General features: G+C 65.8%; 21 protein-coding genes and 2 pseudogenes. 13 read left to right on the forward strand and 10 right to left on the reverse strand.

Features of this window, described 5'->3' with window-relative positions; translation table 11 throughout:
* Positions 1–144: 144 nt before the first annotated feature.
* From E3T34_RS14850 to E3T34_RS14860, 3 genes are all read right to left on the reverse strand, one after another.
* Positions 145–348, reverse strand: coding sequence for a hypothetical protein (locus E3T34_RS14850; RefSeq protein WP_104171714.1), 204 nt, complete (start codon positions 346–348; stop codon positions 145–147).
* A 253-nt stretch (positions 349–601) separates the two neighbouring features.
* Complete coding sequence (locus E3T34_RS14855) at positions 602–1,783, reverse strand: acyl-CoA dehydrogenase family protein (RefSeq protein ID WP_166785366.1); 1,182 nt, start codon at positions 1,781–1,783, stop codon at positions 602–604.
* A 153-nt stretch (positions 1,784–1,936) separates the two neighbouring features.
* Positions 1,937–2,671, reverse strand: coding sequence for a TetR/AcrR family transcriptional regulator (locus tag E3T34_RS14860; RefSeq protein WP_134343426.1), 735 nt, complete (start codon positions 2,669–2,671; stop codon positions 1,937–1,939).
* Between the two features lie 193 nt (positions 2,672–2,864).
* Here E3T34_RS14860 and E3T34_RS14865 point away from each other — a divergent pair, with 193 nt between their 5' ends.
* The 4 genes from E3T34_RS14865 to E3T34_RS14880 all read left to right on the forward strand — a co-directional run bounded on the left by E3T34_RS14865 (position 2,865) and on the right by E3T34_RS14880 (position 7,121).
* The gene (locus E3T34_RS14865; RefSeq protein WP_134343427.1) at positions 2,865–3,068 is read left to right on the forward strand and encodes a hypothetical protein; all 204 of its coding nucleotides are present in this window, start codon (positions 2,865–2,867) and stop codon (positions 3,066–3,068) included.
* Between the two features lie 1,171 nt (positions 3,069–4,239).
* A complete protein-coding gene (locus E3T34_RS15935) occupies positions 4,240–4,407 on the forward strand; it encodes a hypothetical protein (RefSeq protein ID WP_166785913.1) in 168 nt (55 codons plus the stop codon).
* A 211-nt stretch (positions 4,408–4,618) separates the two neighbouring features.
* Positions 4,619–6,139, forward strand: coding sequence for a sucrose phosphorylase (gene gtfA, locus E3T34_RS14875; RefSeq protein WP_134343429.1), 1,521 nt, complete (start codon positions 4,619–4,621; stop codon positions 6,137–6,139).
* A 7-nt stretch (positions 6,140–6,146) separates the two neighbouring features.
* Positions 6,147–7,121, forward strand: coding sequence for a magnesium transporter CorA family protein (locus tag E3T34_RS14880; protein WP_134343430.1), 975 nt, complete (start codon positions 6,147–6,149; stop codon positions 7,119–7,121).
* Positions 7,122–7,140: 19 nt separating this feature from the next.
* On the opposite strand, the gene E3T34_RS14885 is transcribed toward E3T34_RS14880, so the two are convergent.
* Both E3T34_RS14885 and E3T34_RS14890 read right to left on the reverse strand, forming a co-directional pair.
* Positions 7,141–7,314: a CsbD family protein gene (locus E3T34_RS14885; protein ID WP_104102246.1), complete on the reverse strand. Its 174-nt coding sequence runs from the start codon at positions 7,312–7,314 to the stop codon at positions 7,141–7,143.
* Complete coding sequence (locus E3T34_RS14890; protein WP_134343431.1) at positions 7,311–7,502, reverse strand: hypothetical protein; 192 nt, start codon at positions 7,500–7,502, stop codon at positions 7,311–7,313. The genes E3T34_RS14885 and E3T34_RS14890 overlap by 4 nt, the downstream gene beginning before the upstream one ends.
* 123 nt (positions 7,503–7,625) lie before the next feature.
* Between E3T34_RS14890 and E3T34_RS14895 the strand changes: the two genes are divergently transcribed.
* The 4 genes from E3T34_RS14895 (at position 7,626) to E3T34_RS14910 (ending at position 9,759) form a co-directional block, all read left to right on the forward strand.
* A complete protein-coding gene (locus E3T34_RS14895) occupies positions 7,626–8,204 on the forward strand; it encodes an RNA polymerase sigma factor (protein ID WP_104102253.1) in 579 nt (192 codons plus the stop codon).
* Positions 8,201–8,803, forward strand: a complete 603-nt coding sequence (locus tag E3T34_RS14900) for an Asp23/Gls24 family envelope stress response protein (RefSeq protein ID WP_104102691.1) — start codon at positions 8,201–8,203, stop codon at positions 8,801–8,803. Before E3T34_RS14895 ends, E3T34_RS14900 begins: the two co-directional genes overlap by 4 nt.
* Entirely contained in the window at positions 8,796–9,188 is a 393-nt protein-coding gene (locus E3T34_RS14905) for a hypothetical protein (protein ID WP_134343432.1), read from the forward strand. Before E3T34_RS14900 ends, E3T34_RS14905 begins: the two co-directional genes overlap by 8 nt.
* Positions 9,189–9,285: 97 nt before the next feature.
* On the forward strand, positions 9,286–9,759 hold the full coding sequence (locus E3T34_RS14910) for a Dps family protein (RefSeq protein ID WP_104102258.1): 474 nt from the start codon (positions 9,286–9,288) through the stop codon (positions 9,757–9,759).
* Positions 9,760–9,774: 15 nt separating this feature from the next.
* Here the strand turns inward: E3T34_RS14910 and E3T34_RS16790 are convergent, their stop codons facing one another.
* Positions 9,775–9,903 (reverse strand): hypothetical protein, encoded by a 129-nt coding sequence (locus tag E3T34_RS16790; RefSeq protein ID WP_255453057.1) that lies wholly within the window; start codon positions 9,901–9,903, stop codon positions 9,775–9,777.
* Between the two features lie 148 nt (positions 9,904–10,051).
* Here E3T34_RS16790 and E3T34_RS14920 point away from each other — a divergent pair, with 148 nt between their 5' ends.
* Positions 10,052–10,198 (forward strand): SDR family NAD(P)-dependent oxidoreductase, encoded by a 147-nt coding sequence (locus tag E3T34_RS14920; RefSeq protein WP_369827985.1) that lies wholly within the window; start codon positions 10,052–10,054, stop codon positions 10,196–10,198.
* A gap of 71 nt (positions 10,199–10,269) precedes the next feature.
* On the opposite strand, the gene E3T34_RS14925 is transcribed toward E3T34_RS14920, so the two are convergent.
* Positions 10,270–13,152, reverse strand: a complete 2,883-nt coding sequence (locus tag E3T34_RS14925) for a bifunctional diguanylate cyclase/phosphodiesterase (protein ID WP_104102263.1) — start codon at positions 13,150–13,152, stop codon at positions 10,270–10,272.
* Between the two features lie 666 nt (positions 13,153–13,818).
* On the opposite strand from E3T34_RS14925, the gene E3T34_RS14930 reads away from it, so the two are divergent.
* On the forward strand, positions 13,819–14,646 hold the full coding sequence (locus tag E3T34_RS14930) for a hypothetical protein (protein ID WP_134343434.1): 828 nt from the start codon (positions 13,819–13,821) through the stop codon (positions 14,644–14,646).
* Positions 14,647–14,930: 284 nt separating this feature from the next.
* Here the strand turns inward: E3T34_RS14930 and E3T34_RS14935 are convergent.
* Positions 14,931–16,075 (reverse strand): annotated as a pseudogene (locus tag E3T34_RS14935) (ATP-binding cassette domain-containing protein).
* Between the two features lie 170 nt (positions 16,076–16,245).
* Between E3T34_RS14935 and E3T34_RS14940 the strand changes: the two are divergent.
* Both E3T34_RS14940 and E3T34_RS14945 read left to right on the forward strand, forming a co-directional pair.
* Positions 16,246–17,253 (forward strand): LacI family DNA-binding transcriptional regulator, encoded by a 1,008-nt coding sequence (locus E3T34_RS14940; protein WP_134343459.1) that lies wholly within the window; start codon positions 16,246–16,248, stop codon positions 17,251–17,253.
* Positions 17,254–17,313: 60 nt separating this feature from the next.
* Complete coding sequence (locus tag E3T34_RS14945) at positions 17,314–18,147, forward strand: shikimate 5-dehydrogenase (protein ID WP_104102272.1); 834 nt, start codon at positions 17,314–17,316, stop codon at positions 18,145–18,147.
* A gap of 368 nt (positions 18,148–18,515) precedes the next feature.
* On the opposite strand, the gene E3T34_RS14950 is transcribed toward E3T34_RS14945, so the two are convergent.
* Complete coding sequence (locus tag E3T34_RS14950; RefSeq protein ID WP_134343435.1) at positions 18,516–18,863, reverse strand: SRPBCC domain-containing protein; 348 nt, start codon at positions 18,861–18,863, stop codon at positions 18,516–18,518.
* A 723-nt stretch (positions 18,864–19,586) separates the two neighbouring features.
* Between E3T34_RS14950 and E3T34_RS14955 the strand changes: the two genes are divergently transcribed.
* Positions 19,587–20,369, forward strand: a complete 783-nt coding sequence (locus E3T34_RS14955; protein ID WP_198412297.1) for an HNH endonuclease — start codon at positions 19,587–19,589, stop codon at positions 20,367–20,369.
* A gap of 151 nt (positions 20,370–20,520) precedes the next feature.
* Here E3T34_RS14955 and E3T34_RS14960 read toward each other — a convergent pair.
* Positions 20,521–20,669: pseudogene (locus tag E3T34_RS14960) on the reverse strand (transposase); the annotation flags it as partial.
* Between the last annotated feature and the right edge of the window lies 1 nt (position 20,670).

Consider the following 20,670-nt stretch of genomic DNA (forward strand, 5'->3'; position numbering starts at 1 on the left):
AGTCAGAAACCTAGACAGGAAGCGGCGTGCGGCCGTTAAGGCGCTCCGCAACACCCACAGATGAAGCAGGAGAGCCATAATCTCCGTCGAATTCGTTCGGGGCACGGGCGTGTGACAGGGCGGGCCGGAGTCAGGCGTGCTCGGCTAGGCCGCGTGTGGCTCCGGCACTGCCCAGCGGATGGCGCGCAGGCCGGACCTGGTGGCGTGCGTATCGTCATGGCCGCTCTGCCGTCGGCATTCCACGAGGTCGTTCGTCGGGGTGATGTGCGGGTCGCGGCACGAGCTGGCGTAGCTGGTGTAATCCGTTTCGAGCAACAGCTGATCGTCGGTGAGGTGTTTGTCGGTCATCGATCTGCGTTCCTGGTTCAGGCGCACAGGCCGAGTTTCCCACGACGGTTGCGCGCAGTGCTGCCCGTGTTCTCTGGCACGTTCTGGTGCGGCCGGGCTGAGTGATTGCGTCATAGCGTACGTTGGCAGACGCCGAATGTCTCCACAATGTCGAGTACTGGTCATTTCATCCACCTGACCGAAACCCGCCCGGCCCGCGAGCGGCGACATCCGTCGACCACAGGTCGACCGAGTCCTGAGACGAGCAATCGGGTCAGCGGAAGGCGCTGATCCCGGTGAGGTCCCGCCCGATCAGGAGCGACTGCACGCTTTCGGTGCCCTCGTAGGTGTGCAGCGACTCGATGTCGGCGAGGTGCTGGATGACGTGGTTTTCGAGCAGGATGCCGTTGCCACCGAGCATGTCACGGGCCATCGACGCAATCTCCCGCGCCGCCCTGGTGTTGTGATACTTCGCCAGCGACGCCTGGATCGGGCGCAGCGTTCCGGCGCCGTCGAGCTCAGCCAGACGCAAGCAGTGCAGCTGCATCGACGTGAGCCGGGACAGCATCATGGTCAGGCGCTCCTGCACGAGCTGGAAACCGGCGAGCGGCTTACCGAACTGGATGCGCTGGGTCGAGTAGTTCAGAGCCGCCTCGAACACCGCCGTGGCGTGGCCGAGGGCCGACCAGGCCACTCCGAGCCGGGTCGCGAAGAGCACCGTGGAGGCGTCCTTGAACGTGTGGGTGCCCGGCAGCACGGCGTCCAGCGGGATCCGCACATCCGTGAGGGTGATCCGAGCCTGGTGGATGGCGCGCAGGGACCCCTTCCCGGTGATCGTCTCTCCGTGATACCCGGGGGTGTCCTGTTCCACCAGGAAGCCGCGCACATTGCCGTCGTCGTCGCGAGCCCAGACCACCGTCACGTCGCCGACCGAGCCGTTGCCGATCCACTTCTTCTCGCCGTTGAGCACCCATTCGTCGCCGTCGCGCTGTGCGGTGGTCTCCAGGCCGACCGAGTCGGAGCCGTGGTCCGGTTCGGTCAGGGCGAAGGCGCCGAGTTTCTCGGCGCGGGCCAGCGGCACCAGCCAGCGTTCCTGCTGCTCCGGGCTGCCGAAGAGGGCGATACTGCGCAGGGCCAGCCCGCCCTGCACGGCGACCACGGTACCCATCGAGCCATCGCCGCGGGAGATCTCCATGTTGACGAGCCCGGCCGCGAGCGGCGACATGGGACTCAGTCCGGGGCCGACGACACCGTCGGTGAGAAGGTCGAGCTCGCCGAGTCTACGGGCCAGGTGCAGCGGGTACTCGGCTTTGTCCCACGCAGTCGTCAACTCGTCCAGCGACTCGGTGGCAAAACTGCGGGCGCGGTCCCAGAAGGCCCGGTCAGTTTGAGGCACGTCGGCGAATACGCCGTAGTAGTCGGTGTCGAGGGGCGTGGATACGTCGTAGTCGGGCACGGTTTCCCTTTCGTGGAGGACAGCGAAGTCGGGCAGGCCTGATCGGCTGATGTCGTCCGGCACCAGGGAATGAATGCCCTCGTGCGCCGGTCAGAAAATACCCAGGTACAAGTTCTATCTGACACTCAGTCTCAGGTCAAGTGATACTGAGTCTCAGCGGGAGCGCGTCTGGGCGCGCAGCCGCTCCTCGATGGCGCGAGCCAGTTCGGTGGGATCCGTGGCGGCCGGGAAGACGGCGACGACCACGTCGCCCGCGGGTCGCACCTCAGGACCTGGCTCCGCGGCATCCAGGTGGAAAAGCCGTCGCACCTCGGTGAGTTCGGCGGCCAGCGAATACGGGCCGACGTTGTCCGTCGCCCGGATCAAGCGCCGCAGCACGAAGTTGTGGGTGGCCGTCACGGCGGCCGCGAAGCGGATGGCAGTCAGGGGCGGCACACCCGGCACGGTGCTGCGCAGGTAGCTGGCGAACATCCGTTCATACCGGATCGCCATAATGGTTTCCCGGTCCCGCAGCACGGGGGTCTCTCGCAGGACCCGGTCCCGGATGCGCACGATCTCCAGTCGCTCGCGGAACCGCTCGAAGACCATGGCGGCGGCCTCACACACGGCCAGCCAGGGATCCGAATGCGTCGCAGCGAAGTGCTCGTCGATACGGGCGACCAGCTCGTCGTGGTCGGCGAAGATCACGTCGTCCTTGGACCGGAACTGCCGGAAGAAGGTGCTGCGCGAGACCCCGGCCGCCTCGGCGATGTCCACGGTGCTCGTGGCCTCATAGCCGTGCTCCTGGAACAGGCGAACCGCGATGTCGGCAACCTCGACCCGCGAGAGAGGTCTCTGCGGCCCGAGCGGCTCGGCAGCCCGGGAGGATTCGGCAGGCAGGTCTGACATGGTCAGGTGAAATTATCATGGAATGCGCACGAACGGATGCCCTGACAGGCCACCCCCGCTTGCCCGGTGCGGCACGGACGGGCAAGCGGGGGTGGCGAAGGAGTGACCATGGCCGCTGCAGGAACGAGCGCCGGCACCCAGGCAGAGCAGGCGCCGCGAGGGGCGCCGCGCCCTCACGACCTCCTGGATTTCCGTGGCCTTCCTGCCGGTGTTTCTTGTCGACGCCGCACTCCTGAGTGATGCCCTGCTGAGCTGCCGGGATACGAGCGCGGCGGCGAGGAGCCGGTCCCGCTGGGGGCAGCAGCATTGGCCGGCCTCCCGAGCCGTTCTTGTGCTGCTCGCTCCAAGCATTGAGGCGATGGTGTTCGGCTTCAAGGCACGACGCCTCGGCGCATAGCACCCGCAAAAGTGGCTCCGCCACCTCAGCTCTGGTCGCACACGCCGAATCGGAGTAACGTCACCCGCACGGTCAACACAGACGGCAAACTGCCGCGCCGAGAGAGAGCGCTCCATACATGGACTTCAATCCTCAGTGCCAGCAGGCCGCTTGCGCCGGACTCATGCGAACCCGAGCCGTGGCAACCGACACCCTGGCGGATGAAGAGATCTGGTTCCTGTGCGACGAGTGCGGCTCCGAGAAGCACTGGACGAATCTTGCCGACCAGGACGCTCCGCGGCACCACACGAGAGGGTCCTGATCGATCGGTTGCGTAGCTCCCGGAGGGGCCAGAGCTGACCACACCCCGGGGATGCCTGTCGGCACAGGCGGAGCGCCGGGTTAGCTGTCGAACCAATTCGACGGCGATTTTCCTGAAAAACAGCTGTTCAGCAGTGTCTAGGGCCATTTTGGCCCAAATCTCCGTCGAATTCGTTCAGCGGCGTTGCCGCACGGCCTCGGACTCGGAGCAGGACGTTCGGGCACACTGGTCCGGAACGCACGGTGATCCCGCGTAGCGGTCCACTGCTCGTCCACGTCGGCACCAGGAACAACCGCCCCGAAACCCCCAATTCGCGATCCATCATCGCCCACAGCCGTCAGGATTCGCTCATCGAGGCGTACCGGTCAAATTGAACATAGATTTCGAATAGCACTTATCCACAATAGGAAAGACCCTCATTTCTTTGTTCTAATTTTGGTAACCTTTTGTTTGTGATCAACCTCTGGGAAAGCTTCAAAGCGGTTGCCGTGCCCGGCCCGTCCGCGGCGGCCCGGGCGGTCGCTGAGTGGCAGACCCTCGCGGTGGGGCGTGGGGAGTCTCTGCGGTGTTCGGCGGTGTTCGGCGGTGTTCGGCGGTGCGCGGCTTCGACGACGACGACCTGCTGCAGGTGACCGGGGCGGTCGGGGTCCACGGGAGACGGGTGGACGCGGTTCGGGTGGCGGCAGCGGCCGAGGTCGCCGACCGGTCCAGGCCCGACGCGCTCGCCGACAGAGATCTGATCAGCAACGGCGGCCAACAGAAGGCCGTGATCAACGATGGCGGACGCATCATCGCCCGGGGCGCACCGGAGCGTGCTTTACCCGCGCGGAGCGACGGGCCATCCGCATGCTGCGCGGAGCCGCACAGATCATGGCACCACCCCGGCTCGAAACCGGGCCCCACACAGGGCGAAACACAACCAAATCCCGCACCCACACCCACACCGACACCGACACCGACAGCCGCACCGACACCCGCACCCGCACCCGCATGACGGCCACCATCGAACGGAAGAACGCAACCCGGGACGACGAGTAAGGGGGTACTGGGCCCTGGGCTCGACCGGTTCGACCAACATCACGGGGTCCCTGGCCGGGTTGGGTCTCCAGGGTCTCGCACGCTCGACCACCGAGGGGGAGCCGCCGGAAGGACAGCCGGAAGGACAGCCGGAATTGCCCTGGCCCACCGGGTGCCGTAACTTCTGAATCGGTGCTGTTCGCTGCCGCGCCGAGTCGAACCGGAGTTGAACATGACCACAATCGAGCTGCTCGTCTACGCCGACCGCCTGGGCGGCACCATCCACAATCTGCAGACGCTGCTCGACGGACCGCTGAGGGCCTTCGGCAGCGTGCACGTGCTGCCGTTCTACGTTCCCTTCGACGGCGCGGATGCCGGCTTCGACCCGATCGACCACACCGCGGTCGATGCCCGACTGGGCACCTGGGACGACATGCGCAGCCTCGCCGGCACGCGCGGGCTCACCGCGGACCTCATCGTCAACCACGTCTCCTCCTCGTCGGTCGAGTTCATCGACTGGCTGGCCCGTGGCACCGCCTCCACCTCCGAGGGCATGTTCCTCACCTTCGACACCGTGTTCCCGAACGGCGGCACCGAGAAGGACATCACGGCGTTCTACCGGCCGCGACCCGGACTCCCCTTCACCGCCTACCAGGGCGCCGACGGCAGCCGTCACCTCGTCTGGACGACCTTCATGCCCACCCAGGTCGACCTGGACGTGAACCACCCCGCGGCCCTCGCCTATCTGCGTCGGGTGTTGCAGACGCTGGCCGCCGGCGGCGTCACAACGGTGCGGCTCGACGCCGTCGGCTACGCCGTGAAGACCCCCGGAACCGACAGCTTCATGACCGAGCAGACCCTCGAGTTCGCCCGCACGGTCGTGGCCATGGCCCACGAGGAGAGCCTCGAGGTGCTGGTCGAGGTGCACGCGCACTACAGCCAGCAGCTCGCGATCGCCCCGCTGGTCGACCGCGTCTACGACTTCGCGCTGGCACCTCTGCTTCTACATTCGCTCGGCACCGGAACCGTTGACCGCCTCGCGGACTGGCTCAAGATCCGCCCCGCGAACGCCATCACCGTGCTCGACACTCACGACGGTATCGGCGTCATCGACGCGGGCCCGATCGGCGACAAGCCGGGCCTGCTGACCCAGGCCGAGATGATCGACATCTTCGCGCGGGCGGAGCGTGCCACACACGGCCACTCCTCCATCGCATCCGTCGTGCCCGAGTGGTTCACGCTGCCGCACCAGATCAACGCGACGTTCTACAGCGTCCTCGGCGGCGAGGAAGTGCCCTATCTTCTGGCCCGCGCCGTGCAGCACTTCCTGCCCGGCCGACCGCAGGTGTACTACGTGGGACTGCTCGGCGGCCTCGACGACACCGAACTCTTCGAGCGCACCGGCAATGGCCGCGACGTCAACCGCCACGTTTACACGGCGGAGGAGGTCGAACGTGCCCTCGCGACCGACGTGACCCGGGCCCAGCTCGGCCTGACCCGCATCCGCAGCACGCACCCGGCCTTCGACGGCGACTTCTCCTGGACGGCCATCGGCGACGACCGACTCGAACTCCTCTGGACCGGTACGGACGCCGTCGCGCGACTCACCGTGGCCATGACGCTGGACTCACCGAGCCTCCGCATCGAGCTGACGGATGCCGGACGCACGCAAGTGCTCGACACCGTCACATCCGTCGCCGCCTGGGAGCCCCCCCGCGCGCTGACCTATTCGATCGGTCGAGATCGGGCTTGACTGGAGTGTGCCCACACCCCGTACCCGCTGCTACCGCGACGGCTCTCTCGTCGACGAGGATTTCCCGCTCGCCGAGGTGTCTGAGCACCTCGCCCTGTCCGGCGCCGTCGTCTGGGTGGACCTCGCCGATCCCGGCGAAGAGGATCTCGTCAGCCTCGCGGGCGAACTGGGCCTGCACGAGCTGGCGGTCGAAGACGCCCTGACGCTGCGGCAGAGGCCCAAGCTCGACCGCTACCCCGACCACCTGTTCCTGTCCGCGTACTCGGCCGAATTCGGCGTGGCGACCGCTCAGGTCACCACGCACGAGATCGCGGTGTTCATCACCGACCGGGCCTTGGTGACCGTGCACACTGAAGGCTTCGACCTGGAGGCCGTCGTGGCCCGCTGGGATTCGGCCTCCGATCTGGCCCGGAACGGAGTGGCCTTCCTCCTGCACGGGCTGCTCGACCACCTCGTCGACGGCTATTTCGACGCCGTTGAAGCACTGGACGAACAAGTCGAAGAACTCGAGGACCAACTCTTCCTGCCTGGTACCAAGCAGGAAGCGGTGCAGCGGGCCTCCTTCGAACTGCGCAAGAGTCTCGTGACGATACGCCGGGTCATCCTTCCTATGCGCGAGGTCGTGAACACGCTGCTGCGGCGCGATCTGCACCTGCTGCGGGACGAAATGGGTCCCTATTTCCAGGACGTATACGACCATGTGCTTCGCGTCATGGAATGGACGGAGAGCCTGCGTGACCAGGCCACCGCCATCCTTGAGGCGAATCTGGCGATTCAAGGCAACCGGCTCAACGTGATCACGAAGAAGGTGACTGGTTACGCGGCCATCATCGCCGTGCCCACAGCCATCACGGGCTTCTACGGGCAGAACGTGCCCTACCCCGGCTTCGCCCAGCCGTTGGGCTATTACAGCTCGGCCGCGCTGATCGTGGGGCTCTCGGCACTGCTCTACGTGCTGTTCAAGCGCAACGACTGGATCTGACGCTCCATGCGTGAAGAACTTAGTGCTTGAAAGCGTCCTTGACGTTTTCGCCGGCCTTCTTCACACTCGCCGAAGACTGCTCCGCCTTGCCGTCGGCAACCTTGGAATCATCCTTGGTGACCTTGCCCACGGCCTCAGTGGCCTTGCCCTTGAGGTCCTGGGCGGCGTTTTCGATCTTGTCGGATGCACTCATAGCGTCTTCCCTTTCCAGTGGTGTTGCGTCGGTGGCAGCCAGGCGCGCGTGCCCCAGACGTATGCGGTCGCAGCCGTCGAGTCCCCGGCGTCATCATCATCATCGGCCGGACCGACGAGCAACGAATCGAACGTGGGCATGACGGCACCGGCGGATATGCTGTCGTCGACGGCGGGTGAGTGGAACATCGGGAATCCTTCCGTTCTGCGGCTGACAAAGGCTGTCAGTAATACGACGTGTGTTGTGGCATATTTGTCACACGGATTTGTCAAGTAATTTTTGGACACGGCGGGTGAGAGGGTGGAGAAATGATGCCAACGACCCCAATCCGGGCACCGCTCGCATCTCCGTTTGAGTCGTTCACCGACCAGACCCTGGCCGACCGCGCCGCCGACGGGGACATTCGGGCGTTCGAGGCGCTCGTGCGTCGCTACGGCCCGCTGATGCGGGTGTATGCCAGCCGGGTCCTGGGATCAAATGACGAGATGGACGACGTCGTTCAGGAGTCCTTCATCACCGCCTGGCAGCAGCTGCCCACCCTCGACAACGGCGCCGCCGTCAGAAGCTGGTTGATGCGGATCGTGAGCCGGAAAAGCGTCGACCGGCTACGTGCCCGGCGTCCGCACCTCAACGTCGATCTCACCGACGCCCCGGCACCGGAGAGCCACTCCCCCCATAGACTGGCGGAGGTGGAGTCTCAAACCGAAGCTCTGACGCGTGTCCTCGGCGATCTGCCGGAGGACCAGCGCCGTTGCTGGATGCTGCGAGAACTCGCGGAATGCAGCTACGGCGAGATCGCGGAGGAACTGGAACTTCCCGTTTCAACGGTTCGTGGGCTTCTCGCCCGAGCTCGGAAGACTCTGCTCCAAGAGATGGAGGAATGGCGATGATGAACCCCTCCGATGAGCTCGCGGGCCACACCTTCGAAGAACTGAGCGACTACCTCGACCGGGACCGCACCCCCGCAGACCCGAGCATCGACGGCTTCCCCGAGTGCGAGATCGCCCTGCGCGGCATGCAGCGGCTCCGGCGCACGCAGCGCGCCCTGCTCCGGAAAGACGTGGAGCGCGAATCCGAGCGCGAGGACAGCTGGGTCAACTCGATTCTGCAGCACATCAATCTGGAGGCGCGCGCGGGCCGGGACATCCCGATCAGCCACCCCTCCCCCACCGCTCGCCTGAGCGTGACCGAAGGTGCGGTGCGCGGCATTCTGCGTGCCGCCGGTGACGGCGTGCCGAACATCATCGTCGGCCGGTGCCGCCTCGACGGCGAGGTCAGCGAGCCCGGCGCACCCGTCACCGTGCGCGTGGATGCCACGGTTCTGGAGGGCAAGAACATTCCACCGCTCGCCGAGCAGCTCCGGGAGGCTCTTTACACCGCACTTAGCCAGCACACGGAACTCGCCGTCGAGGCCGTCGACATCACCATCCGCGACCTGTACCAACCCGTACCCCCGCCGGCGAAAGCGAAAGCGAGCAGCGATGAGTGACGCCCTTGCACCTGGAGCGCCGCCGCCCGACCCCGGGACGCCGGCCCAGCTGACCGCTCAACTCGAGGGGGCGGTGCTGGCAGTCCCCGGCGTGGATGCGCTGTATTCGGCAGCCCCGCTCGTGGCAACCGTGGTCGCCTCGGTGATCGCAACCACCGTCGAAGCCGTGACCGGCAAGCCGCGGTCGACCAGCTCCGTCTCCGTCTCCGTCTCCGTCTCCGAGAGGGAGGGCGGCCTGAAGATCGCGGTCAAGATCGGCGTCGCCGCACCCTTCGCGGCCCCCGACGTGAGCCGCCGCGTGCACGATGCGATCACAGATCAGCTCGACCAGAACGGTAACCCGGTCGTGACCGAGATCGCGGTCACCGTGGCCCGGATCGACTGACCGGGTTCGCGGTCACTCCGGTTGGCCACCGGTCCTCACGGCGGCGTCACACCCCGGGTGTGTAGCGTGAATACCCACACGACCTAAGGAGTCACCAGTGAGTCAGATAATCGACATCGGTATCCCGGATCAGCAGCTCGAGAAGATCGTTCACGGCCTGTCCCGGGTGCTGGCGGACTCGTACACCCTGTACCTCAAGACTCACAGCTACCACTGGAACGTCGTTGGCCCCATGTTCCACTCTCTGCACACCATGTTCATGGACGAGTACACCGAGCTGGCCCTGGCCGTCGACGACATCGCCGAGCGCATCCGTGCACTGGGCACCCCGGCGCCGGGCACCTACCGTGAGTTCACCGAGCTCGCCGTCGTGCGCGAGGACACCGACCTGCCGGATGCCCCGGAGATGCTCCGTCGTCTGGTCGCCGCCCATGAGGCCACGGCCCGCACCATCCGGGAGGTGCTGCCCCTCGCCGAGGGTGCGCCCGACCAGGTCTCCACCGATCTGCTCGTGCGTCGCCTCGACGTGCACGAGAAGACGGCGTGGATGCTGCGCAGCATGCTGGCCTGAGCCTGCCAACTGCATTCAGTCGCCCAGAGCACGGCCGATCCGATCGATCACCTGGCCGACGAGCGCCTGCTGTTCTCCAACGCTGAATTCGACCCACCAGAACGGGGCCGCATCAGCCGCCGCCGACAAGGCGTGTGCCGCCATCGGACCTAGACGTGACGTGACGTGACGTGACGCAACAGGGTGCGCCGGCTGGCCCTGGCGGCGGATGCGACGTCCGCCCCGCTGCAGGCATCGAATTCGCGCTTCCGGAAGAGCCGCAAGGCGATCAGCGCCAGCTCGTTCGGATTCCATGGCACCCGCATTCGCCCCGTACCGTTTGCAGGGCCAGACGGCCATCGTGACCGGTGCGGGGTCCGGGCTCGGCCGGGCCCCGGCCATCCGTTTCGCCAGCGAGGGTGCCCGGGTCATCGCGAGCGATGTGTCCCCGAACGGATAAACCAGTTGGCCGTCCTGCCGGCCGACGGCGGCCAGGCCGCGATCTGGGGCGAGCACGCCCGGACTCGTGCGCTATGCCCCGCGTCGGGCCGCCGCAACCGCGCTTCCAGCCATCGGGTCCCAGGTCGCGCTCGGGCGGCCCAACAGGTAGCCCTGGGCAAGCACGGCGCCGCTGGTGCGGAGACTGTCGAGCTGTTCCGTGGTCTCCACCCCCTCGGCGATCACCTCCACGTCGAGCTTCGACGCCAGCGCCAGGATTCCCTGCACGAGGGAGACGGAGGAGGCGTTGGGAAGGTCCTGAATGAAGCTGCGGTCGATCTTGATCTGGTCGACGGGAAGGGTGTTGAGCCAGGCCAGGGTCGAGAAGCCGGTGCCGAAATCGTCAAGGGAAATGCGGATGCCCAGGCGGCGCAGTTCCACGAGGCGCTCGACGATGCCGGGGAGGTCGACCAGTGACCTGCTCTCCACCACCTCGAGGGTCAGTCGCTCCGGTGCGAGGTCGTTGCGGTTGAGAGCCGTGCGAACCGTCGACACGAGTCGGCAGTCCAGAAGGGTGGCGGCGTCGAGGTTGACCGCGACGCCTAGAGGCCGAGCGCCTAACTGCGGCCACTCGACCACGTCCCGGCACGCGGTCGCGATCACCCACAGATCCATCTCGGTGATGAGGCCGCGTTCCTGCGCCAGCGGCAAGAAGGCGCCCGGGGCCAAAACGCCCAGTCGCGGGTGCGCCCAGCGGATGAGGGCTTCCGCACCCACCACCGTCTCCTCGCCGAAACGGGAGATGTCCACGACAGGTTGGTAGTAGAGCCTCATCTCGTTCGCCTCGACGGCACGGGCCAGCTCGACCAGCAGTGACGTGTCGGTGTCCCCCGGTGATTCCGGGTTCGATGATGCACTGCCCGGCACCTCGGTGCGGGCGACGGCGATCTGATTCCGTCCCGTTCTCTTTGCGTCGTACATCCCGGCGTCGGCCGCGTCGAGGAGCTGCTCGCCGCGACCCCCCTGTCCACTGTGCGAGGCAACACCCACACTGGCGGAGATGCGCACGTGCTGGCCGGCCAGGTGGAAAGGGGGATTCAGGCAGCCGACTACTCGGTGGGCCAGCTCGATGGCCGAATCTTCGCCGTCGAGATCGGTGACAAGCACCGCGAACTCGTCGCCGCCGAGGCGGCCGATAGTGTCATTGGTTCGAACCTCGGCGCGCAGGCGAGCCGCGACCTGCCGCAGCAGCTCGTCCCCGGCGCGATGGCCCAGCCGGTCATTGACGCGTTTGAAGTTGTCGAGGTCGCAGAACAGCACCGCCGTTCGGCTGTGAGGCTGGCACTCTGCCAGGGCGGTGTCGAGCAGCAGCGCGAACAGCGCTCGGTTGGGCAAGCCTGTCAAGGCATCGTGCTGGGATTGGTGCCTCACTGTCTCGAGCAGCCGGGCCCTTTGCATGGCCGTTTCTCCCTGGTGGCTGACACCTTCGATCAGGGTGATGGCCTCCGCCAGGACCTCGGCCGCGACGGGGGCAACCCAGCAGGCCGTTGCGACGCCCATCAACATATCCCCGGCGAGAAGGGGGACGGCGACCACGTTGTGTGAACCGATGGCACGGAGCAGCTCCGCCAGGGCCGGGCTGGCGTCGTCAGCCGTGATCAGAACGCGTTCCTGCCGTCTGAGAACGCCGAGAAGCTCCGGCGTCTGCTCCACAGTCAGCGTCGTACGCATGAAGAATTCGCGATCGGCAGGCTCGAAACCGACGGCTGAGGCAGGGCGAAGCTCACCAAGGTCGGCGTCCCAGAGGAGAACGGATGCCGCGTCACTGCCGACGATCGCCGCCAGTGCCGACGCGATGACTTCCGCGATCGCCTCGACGCTGTCGCTGATCGCCAGTTGGTGGGCGAGGTTGAGCAGTGCGGTCGTGCGAACTCCCTCCCGGCGGGATTCCTCGAGAGCCGTGAACAGGTCCAGGGCTGCGGCCGCGTGTCCGGCGTAGGCCTCGAGCAGGGCCCGATCTCCTAGCATCGCGGTGTGTCCCTCCGTGAACACGGCGGCCAGATGCCCGTGGATCCTGCGATTGGAGGCGATGTCAACGACCAGCGCGCGCTCGCCCAGTTGCTCTCCGCGCAGCATCCGTGCCACGAGATCGGCGCCACGTTCGTCGCCAAGCCCTCGGTGGCGGACCAGCGGCGCGCCGCCCCCGGCAGGTTCGACGATGAGGAGGTATGACGGCGCGAGCACGGCGGAGGCGGCGCGATCGACGATTCGGGCGAGCACCTCGTCGACATCGTCGCTGCTAACGAGGTCAGCCGCGGCCAGTTGCACCTCCCGCACCTTGTCGCGCAGTACGCCGAGGGATGCGTCGACCCAGCGACTCCGCGTGCGCCAGGACCACCAACGCACCCGCGTTGACCAGGTCAGCACGTATTCGCACGCCGGGTAGCCGTCCGATTGGCACTGCGGGTGGCTGATGTGGGCAAGGGCGAGTCCGAAAATGGCCGGCACGGACGAAAACAGTCCCTGGGCGTATTGGCAGTCGAGTCGGGACGGACGATAGCCGTCGTGGAGGCGGTAGCGCACGGTCGCGCTGGTCTGTCCGACCCGGACTGCATCCATCGTCGACGTTGTGGTGAACTTCGGCACCATGCGTGGCAGCTGACGAAAAATTGCTCCAGGTGAGGCGAACACACTCAGGAGCTGCACCAGCACGGGCTGGACGTCACCGCGGACCGCACCGGTACCCACGGTGAACATGGTGTTCGGGTCACCGAGCACCGCGGTTGCGGCCTCGAACAGCCGGATTCGGGTGGCGTAGCTGACCCACGCGGACGTGTTCTGGAGAGTCTTTGCATCCTGCTGTACGCCCGCCCGGGCGAGCACCTCGATGACGGCTCCCTCCCCACCGCGCTCACGCACGTGGCGCAGGAGTAGGCTGATAGTCGTGTTTGCGGTTTCGCGCGGCTCTGTGTCCATCGTCTTGCACCTCTCAACTCTTTATCGACGGGTTTCGGCGTGGGGTAAGCGCGGAAATCGGTTCAGGACCGTCATCCGCTTGTCGAACGCCTCCAATCGTGCCACCAAGATCTCCTGTCGTGACACGTGACGCGCGAATGAAGACGCGATGAGCGAGCGCTACCCCGTCATTTGTGTGCGAGGCTTTTCTGACAGCAGAACGTCCTGATCAATGCCTATCCCGGAACGCTGGAACCGGACTCCGTTTGGATCCACCAGTTCCACGACGCCGCATGGGCACATTCGGGGTCGAGCCGCAATCGTACGACATCGGCCGCGCGGCCAGGGGTCTCGTCGATTTCATCGATCTGGTGCATGCCAAGACTCGCGGCGGACCACCCGTCTACCTCGTGGCGCACTCCATGGGCGGGCTGATCTGCCGCACCGTCCTGCAGCGCGAACTGGCCGACCCCGCCGAAGCGGTGTCGAAACTCTGCACGATCGGGACCCCGCATGGAGGAATCTCCCCCGAGCTCGGCGGGCCGATCGGGGGCTGGCTCATGGACCGGTTCGGGCCGCTGGGCAGCGATATCTTCTCCCCCGGCACATGCAGGAGTACATGCTGTCGGCCACCCACGACCCTGCCCGGGAAACCGACCCGAAAACGGGCCGGTGGGACCCCCGGGCATGGTGGGCTCCTTCCCTCCCTCCCGCATCCTCAGCATCGTCGGCACGAATTCACGCGACTATTCCGTGGCCGCCGGGCTGTCATCCGCGGTCATGGGCGTGCAGAGCGATGGTCTCGTCGCGATCCGCAACGCTTACGTTTACGGGGGCGCGCGGGCCTACATCCATCGCTCCCACTCGGGTCGATACGGCTTGGTCAACTCCGAGGAAACGTACCAGAACCTTTCCCGCTTCCTGTTCGGCGGGTTGCGGGTGGAGGTCGCCCCGCACGGGGTGGAGCTCGATCGCAACGACCGCATCTGGCAGGGCGAGGCGAGGCTGGCCATCCGTGGCGTGCCTGCGCTTATTCATGAGCAGACGGCCGATCATTATTGCCCGATCGATCTGAACGCCACGGAGAAGGGCATCGCCGGGCCCCTGTCACCGGTCCCGTCGATGACAATCTTCCTGCAGCCGAAGAACGTGCGTAAGTGCCGCTACGCCCTCGACCTCAACCTCAACCTCAACCTCAAGATCATCTCACTCAAGGAGACGGGCGGCACCCTCGGTTTCGGGGGACACCTCGAGCAGATCGCGGACTGGCAGGACACGCTCATCGTCGACGTCGAGGTGAACGACAAGGGCGCGGCCAGAAGCGTGATCTGGGAGTGGAACAGCACCCTCGCCGTTCGAATCGCCGAACAAGCAGAGCTGCCCAACCAGCTCGACTGGGCACCGGGCAAGTCCAGCGACGGGCAATGGCAGCTGCCGGTTCCCATCGTCCCGATGGGGCAGGCGGTGCTCGGCAGCCACGCGCGCCTCCAGGTCAGCATCGGCCTCTGGGCCTGAGCGGCCGCCTCGCGCGATCGACCCGATCCTGATCACGCATCACCGCCCGGACCCCACCGGGACGTAGGCGCCCCTGTGAGCCATCCACCCTGGCCCCTTCTCGACCGCGGACCGAGGGCGACAGTCCAGCCCGACGCCGAACGAATTCGACGGAGATTTTGCTCTAGACCGCCCGTTCTCGGTGGGAATGGCCGGATTTTGGCAGAATCTCCGTCGAATTGGTTGGGGGCGCACGGCAGGCAGTCGGGGCGGCTCCGCCCCGAGGCAGGTAGCACCGGCGCACGTCAGGCCGTGGGCCGGTAGCGCCGTGGGGCGGAGGCCTGGGCGACCAGGGCGCGCAGGCTGTCGAGGCTTCCGGTCACAAGACCTTGGGCACGGGCCTGCACGAGCACGTTTTCGATCGCGGTGGCCTCGACGGGGCCGGCCAGCACGGTCAGCCCCGTTCGGTTCGCGGTGAGCTGGCAGAGAAGGTCGTTCTGCGACCCACCGCCGACGATATGCACCGCGCGGATGCTCCTTCCCGACAGCTCGCTCGCGACCCGGAGGGTCTCGGCATAGGCAGCCGCCAGGCTCTCGACGATGCTGCGCATGAGTTCGACCGGGGTGCCCGGCACCGGCAAGCCGTGCTCGGCGCAGTAGGAACGGATGCGCGCCGGCATGTCCCCGGGTGCCAGAAAACGGGGGTCGTCCACGGCGAAGGTCACGTCTGCGAAGAGGCCGGCGCGGCCGAGCCCCTTCACGGAGAGCACGGTGTCGCCCACCGGGGCGACCTCCCGCATCACGGTGATGCGGTCGCAGACGGCGAACACCTCGTCGAAGCGGTGCGAGATGAAGAGGATGCTCGCGCCCTGGGCCCGCAGGTTGCGGGCAACCTGGAACAGGCGCTCCACCTCGATGTCCGACAGCGCGGCGGTCGGCTCATCCATGACGAGCACCGTGGCGCCCTGGGAGATGGCCTTGGCGATCTCGATGATCCGCTGGTCGGCGATCGACAGTCCTTCGGCCGCTCGGTTGGGATCGATGCGCACGCCGAGCTGGTCGAACAGGTCGCGGCGGCCGTGCGCATGGCGGCCCGGCTGATCAGGCCCAGCCGGCCTTTCGGCTGGCGCCCAATGAAGATGTTCTCGGCCACTGTGAGGTCGGGGAACAGGGTGGGTTCCTGATAGATCGCGGAGATGCCGGGGGCCTTGCTGTCGGCCACGGTGCGGAACGACACCGGCTGCCCGTCGACCTGGAACTCGCCGGCGTCGAGGCGGTAGAGCCCGGCCAGGATTTTCACGAGGGTGGACTTGCCGGACCCATTCTCGCCGACCAGGGCATGGATCTCACCGGGGAGGATTTCGATGTTCCCGTCTGCGAGGGCGACGACCGGTCCGAATGGCTCAACGGCACCGACAAGGGTGAATCGTTTCAGAGAACGTGTATTCAGCGAATATACGGATTGGTTGGGGCGTCCGTCGACAGCAGAAAAAGTGCAATCCCCCAAATGAGATTCAACCGAGACTTCGAATAGGTCTCGTGTATTGAGTCGTTTCAATCTGCGGCGCGGTGATTCACACTTCACCTAGAGGCAGCAAAGCGCAAGGCGAAAGGGTGACGATGGCAACGGTGAGTGTGCGCGAAGTCGCGGCTCGCGCCGGGGTGTCGGTCGGCACCGTCTCCAATGTGCTCAACCGGCCGGGCAAGGTTTCCCCGGCAACCGTGGAGCGGGTGCAGACGGCAATCTCCGCCCTCGGCTTCGTGCGCAACGACGCTGCCCGGCGACTGCGGGCCGGCCGCAGCCGCAGCATCGGGCTCGTCGTGCTCGACGTCGCCAACCCGTTCTTCACGGATGTCGCGTGCGGCGCCGAGGACCGGGCCGCCGAAGAGGGTCTCACCCTGCTCCTCGGCAACAGCGACGAGAACATCGACCGAGAGAGTGCCTACCTCGACCTGTTCGAAGAGCAGCGTGTGCACGGCGTCTTGATCTCCCCGCTCGGCGAGGTCGGGGACCGGCTCATGCGGCTGCGCGCCCGCGGCACCCCCACCGTTCCCGTCGACCGGCAGACCGCCGTCCACAGCTTCTCCTCCGTGGCCGTCGACGACGTGGCCGGCGGGCACCTCGCCACGGAGCACCTGGCCTCGATTGGGCGCACCCGGATCGCGTTCGTGGGTGGGCTGCAGAGCATCCGTCAGGTTGCCGACCGGCTGGAGGGCGCGCGGCAGGCCGTGCGGGAGCATCCGAACGTGTCGCTTGAGGTGATCAGCACGGAGTCCCTCTCGGTGCTGCAGGGGCGTTTCGTGGGCGAGCAGTTGCGCGCCCGCGACCCGGTCGACCGGCCGGACGCCGTGTTCGCGGCGAACGACCTGCTCGCCATCGGCGTGCTGCAGGCCCTGAGCATGCTGGGCGATGTGCGGGTCCCCGAAGACGTGGCGCTCATCGGCTACGACGACATCGCTTTCGCGGCGGCAGCCATCGTGCCGCTCTCCTCGATCCACCAGCCGAGCGCCCTGATCGGCCACACGGCCGTCGACCTGCTGCGCGAAGCCGCCGGCGGCGACGATTTCGTGCACGAGCAGATCGAGTTCCAACCGGAGCTGATCGTGCGGGAGTCCACCGCCGGCTGACTGGGTCCCGCTCCTTCCGCCCGGGCATCCGCTGGCGATTCCGCTCCTAAACTTGACCGCATGACACTGCAGCCCCTGCTCAACAAAGACACCCGCCTGTGCATCTCCCTGGCCGCCCGGCCCAGCAATTTCGGCACGCGTTTCCACAATTACCTGTACGCCGAGCTGGGGCTCGATTTCATCTACAAGGCGTTCACCACGACGAATCTTGCCGCCGCGATCGGCGGCGTGCGTGCGTTGGGCATCCGTGGCTGCTCCGTGTCGATGCCCTTCAAGGAAGATGTCATCGCCCTGGTCGACGAGTTGGATGACTCGGCGAGCGCCATCGCGTCGATCAATACGATCGTCAACGACAACGGTTGCCTGCGGGCCTCGAACACGGATTACATCGCCGCCGCCGATCTGATCCGCGCGCGCGCCCTCGACCCGACCACTCCGTTCCTGCTCCGCGGCAGCGGCGGAATGGCGAAGGCCGTCGCCGCGGCCTTCCGCGATTCCGGGTTCGAGCATGGCACCCTGATCGCCAGGAACGAGGCCCGAGGCCGGACTCTCGCCACCGAGCTCGGCTACCGCTGGGCGGCCGAGCCGACCGGTCTCACCGCACCTCTGCTCGTGAACGTCACCCCGATCGGCATGACCGGCGGTGCCGAGGCGAACGACCTGTCCTATTCCGCCGAGGTGATCGCCGACGCGACCTGCGTGTTCGACGTGGTGGCGTTGCCCGCGGAGACTCCGCTCATCCTGGCCGCGCGCGCGGCAGGTAAGACCGTGATCACGGGGGCCGAGGTCATCGCTCTGCAGGCAGCGGAGCAGTTCGAGCGCTACACCGGGGTGCGGCCGGGGCCGGAGCAGGTCGCCGCGGCATCCGCCTTCGCCCGCACTCACGCACGGTAGCGCGCGCCTGAACCAAGTCGACGCCGAAGCAGGTTGCTTCAGTCGGCGTTCACGTGACTTGACCGGGGCCCTCGTTGCCTCCAGGGGATCCTCGTCAGGAAACGCCTCCCCACGAGGACAATCCACCCCGGTAACGACGAATGGCCTCCGAAATCTCGGAGGCCATTCGTTTTAAGACCTGTTCTTAGACCAGAATCAACCAGTTCTGAGCACGACCCTGTGGCGGGTTGTTCCTATAACTCACAGGACGCTAAATCACTGGGCAGTTATTTGGTACTTTCGCGTACATCCTCTGCGCTCTGTCAAATAATCCTCTACCGGCCGAGCAACGTGGCCAACTCGTCGAGCGACTCCCCCGTAATCGTGAACTACTGGGTGACACCCTCGAGTAGGATCGCGAGCTCGTCGAGTTCGACGTCCCAGCCCTCTCGGTTCTGCTCAAGACGTTCGCGACGGTAGCGGGTGCCGCCGGGGAGTGTGTCGAAGCCCGATTCGATCACCGTGACATCCGTCCCGGTACCAGCATCGGCGATGGTGAAGCGCACGTGCGTCGAGTACTCGTCGAGCTCTTCTGCGGGGATTCCCGACCAACGGAAGCCGAACGAGCCGTCGGGCACCACCTCGGTGATTTCGATCGGGAAGCTGCCGTAATCATCCCAGTCGATGCTGCCAGTAGCACCGGGCTCGAGCGTACCCATGATTGCGTATCTGTTCACGGGCGGGAGAACTCCGTGAACGCGAGTGGCAACGCATTAGTGGTTGGTCTAAGTTCCTTGCGGACCGTGCCACGCAGGCAACGCAAGGCAACCCGACTGCCCAAACGGGCATGGGGCCGGTATGTTCAACGACTCGACGTCGGGACCGCGATGTCCACTCCAACTACAAGGCCAACTGGCCACTCAAGGTGCCACCCGGCGCCGCAGACGGCGCAGAACTCGACCCGCCGCTCCGAACATAACCGCGCGCACCCACTCGCCACTCATCACTCCATCGCACGAGCAGGACAATTCGCAGCGCCGAAAAGCGGCCGTTCGAGCATCCCTGGCCGTGCATCGTCATTTAATCCGCAGCCGCCAGCCCGCATGAGTTTCCTCTGCCCTCTGCCTCGCTTCCACTGGAAGTGTTGACCCGTTTTTGCTGGATAAGAGACATTTGTGTCAGAAGTGCCCGCCAGAATGAGCTTGTCTACGTCACATCACGGAAAGATGGCATCATGCCCAAACCGCTTTAAATCATGCTGCTCATTTCGGCGCCCCTCGTCCTTGGCGGAACCACCGGAAGCGGAGTTGCCGCCTTGGCCGCGCTTGCACTGGTTCTGATCGCCAGCCCGATCATCTGGAAGGTCCGCAAGGATCGCTATTTCAGTTCCGACCAGTTCCGACCAGTTCCAAACATTGCGATCCGAGATCGTCGTCGTTGTCGCCGAGCACAACGAGGTCGTGAACTACGTGGCCGAGATCCGCTCGCAAGGCTCATTTGAGCTGGGAGCGTCCTCAGCGGGTCAGTATGCGCACCTGGCCATGTTTGAGAACAACTCGGCGTGGAATAATCGGCGCAACCGCAACGTCTCCGACTACGCGCCGCAAGTGCACAACACATCTCTCCAGGTCGTCCGCAATGCCAGCGTCGAGCCGATCAAGTACGTCATGAAGTACTTCTCCATCAAGGCCGACCAGGAGACCCTGGCTGACGTTCAGCGTGTCGCCGAGGACATCTCACGGCTGGAGGAGGCGGTCTCCAACGTCAAGGGTCGCGAGGCAGAGATCACCGCGAGAATCAATCCGCCGAAGTTTATCCTCAAGCGTTACGCCAACGAGTTCTGGAACCAGATCGGTGCCCACCTGTCTCCCATCGAGGTGCCGTACCCGGTTTACAAATTCCAGTACACCTCCGCAGGAGGCAACAGCGGTCAGGCGTCGACCATCGCACTCGACACTCCCACCCTTGATGCACTGTCCGCGACGCTCGTCCCGAAGATCCGCTGGACGAAGTCGGCCGCTGGGCAACGCGCGCTGATGACGGTGCGACTCCGAGGCGAGATCAAGCAGCGCGACCGCTACGCCTGCTTGCAATGCAGCGTCTCGGTGGCTGCCGAGCCGCACCTTTTGCTCGAGGTCGACCACATCATACCGGTGTCCAAAGGCGGTCTCAGCACGCCCGAAAACCTCCAGACGCTCTGCTGGCGGTGCAACCGAACGAAGGGCTCAAAGGTCCTCGCGTAGCTCAGCGCGGCCAGAGCCGTCATGTTGTTCCTTTCGTGTGCGCCGATGGGCGTTCACTTATCGGGATTCGTCTATCTCCCGACGATGTCCGAGGCGGAGGATGATCACAATTAACTGGTCGTCGTGAAGGCTGTCCTGTCGTAACCGTGGGTTAAACCCTGCTCGGGAGTACCGGTTTATGGCCGCCGAGGCTGAGCATGGTGAGGGCGATCAGGGCGTCGGGGATGTGAAGCCGAACGCGATGCGGGTGATGAGTCGGATCTTGGTGTTCATGGATTCGACCCGGCCGTTGGCTGATCCG

Source organism: Cryobacterium sp. TMT1-62, from assembly GCF_004403145.1.
Taxonomy (GTDB): Bacteria; Actinomycetota; Actinomycetes; order Actinomycetales; family Microbacteriaceae; genus Cryobacterium; species Cryobacterium sandaracinum.

Excerpts from the sequence above, each read along its gene's own strand:
- E3T34_RS14925 (WP_104102263.1), bottom strand. The coding sequence starts at position 13,152 with ATGGACACAGAGCCGCGCGAAACCGCAAACACGACTATCAGCCTACTC.
- E3T34_RS14920 (WP_369827985.1), top strand. The coding sequence starts at position 10,052 with ATGGCACCCGCATTCGCCCCGTACCGTTTGCAGGGCCAGACGGCCATC.
- gtfA (WP_134343429.1), top strand. The coding sequence starts at position 4,619 with ATGACCACAATCGAGCTGCTCGTCTACGCCGACCGCCTGGGCGGCACC.
- E3T34_RS14930 (WP_134343434.1), top strand. The coding sequence starts at position 13,819 with ATGGTGGGCTCCTTCCCTCCCTCCCGCATCCTCAGCATCGTCGGCACG.
- E3T34_RS15935 (WP_166785913.1), top strand. The coding sequence starts at position 4,240 with ATGGCACCACCCCGGCTCGAAACCGGGCCCCACACAGGGCGAAACACA.
- E3T34_RS14895 (WP_104102253.1), top strand. The coding sequence starts at position 7,626 with ATGCCAACGACCCCAATCCGGGCACCGCTCGCATCTCCGTTTGAGTCG.
- E3T34_RS14905 (WP_134343432.1), top strand. The coding sequence starts at position 8,796 with ATGAGTGACGCCCTTGCACCTGGAGCGCCGCCGCCCGACCCCGGGACG.
- E3T34_RS14945 (WP_104102272.1), top strand. The coding sequence starts at position 17,314 with ATGACACTGCAGCCCCTGCTCAACAAAGACACCCGCCTGTGCATCTCC.
- E3T34_RS14850 (WP_104171714.1), bottom strand. The coding sequence starts at position 348 with ATGACCGACAAACACCTCACCGACGATCAGCTGTTGCTCGAAACGGAT.
- E3T34_RS16790 (WP_255453057.1), bottom strand. The coding sequence starts at position 9,903 with ATGGCGGCACACGCCTTGTCGGCGGCGGCTGATGCGGCCCCGTTCTGG.
- E3T34_RS14890 (WP_134343431.1), bottom strand. The coding sequence starts at position 7,502 with ATGTTCCACTCACCCGCCGTCGACGACAGCATATCCGCCGGTGCCGTC.
- E3T34_RS14900 (WP_104102691.1), top strand. The coding sequence starts at position 8,201 with ATGATGAACCCCTCCGATGAGCTCGCGGGCCACACCTTCGAAGAACTG.
- E3T34_RS14860 (WP_134343426.1), bottom strand. The coding sequence starts at position 2,671 with ATGTCAGACCTGCCTGCCGAATCCTCCCGGGCTGCCGAGCCGCTCGGG.
- E3T34_RS14885 (WP_104102246.1), bottom strand. The coding sequence starts at position 7,314 with ATGAGTGCATCCGACAAGATCGAAAACGCCGCCCAGGACCTCAAGGGC.
- E3T34_RS14940 (WP_134343459.1), top strand. The coding sequence starts at position 16,246 with ATGGCAACGGTGAGTGTGCGCGAAGTCGCGGCTCGCGCCGGGGTGTCG.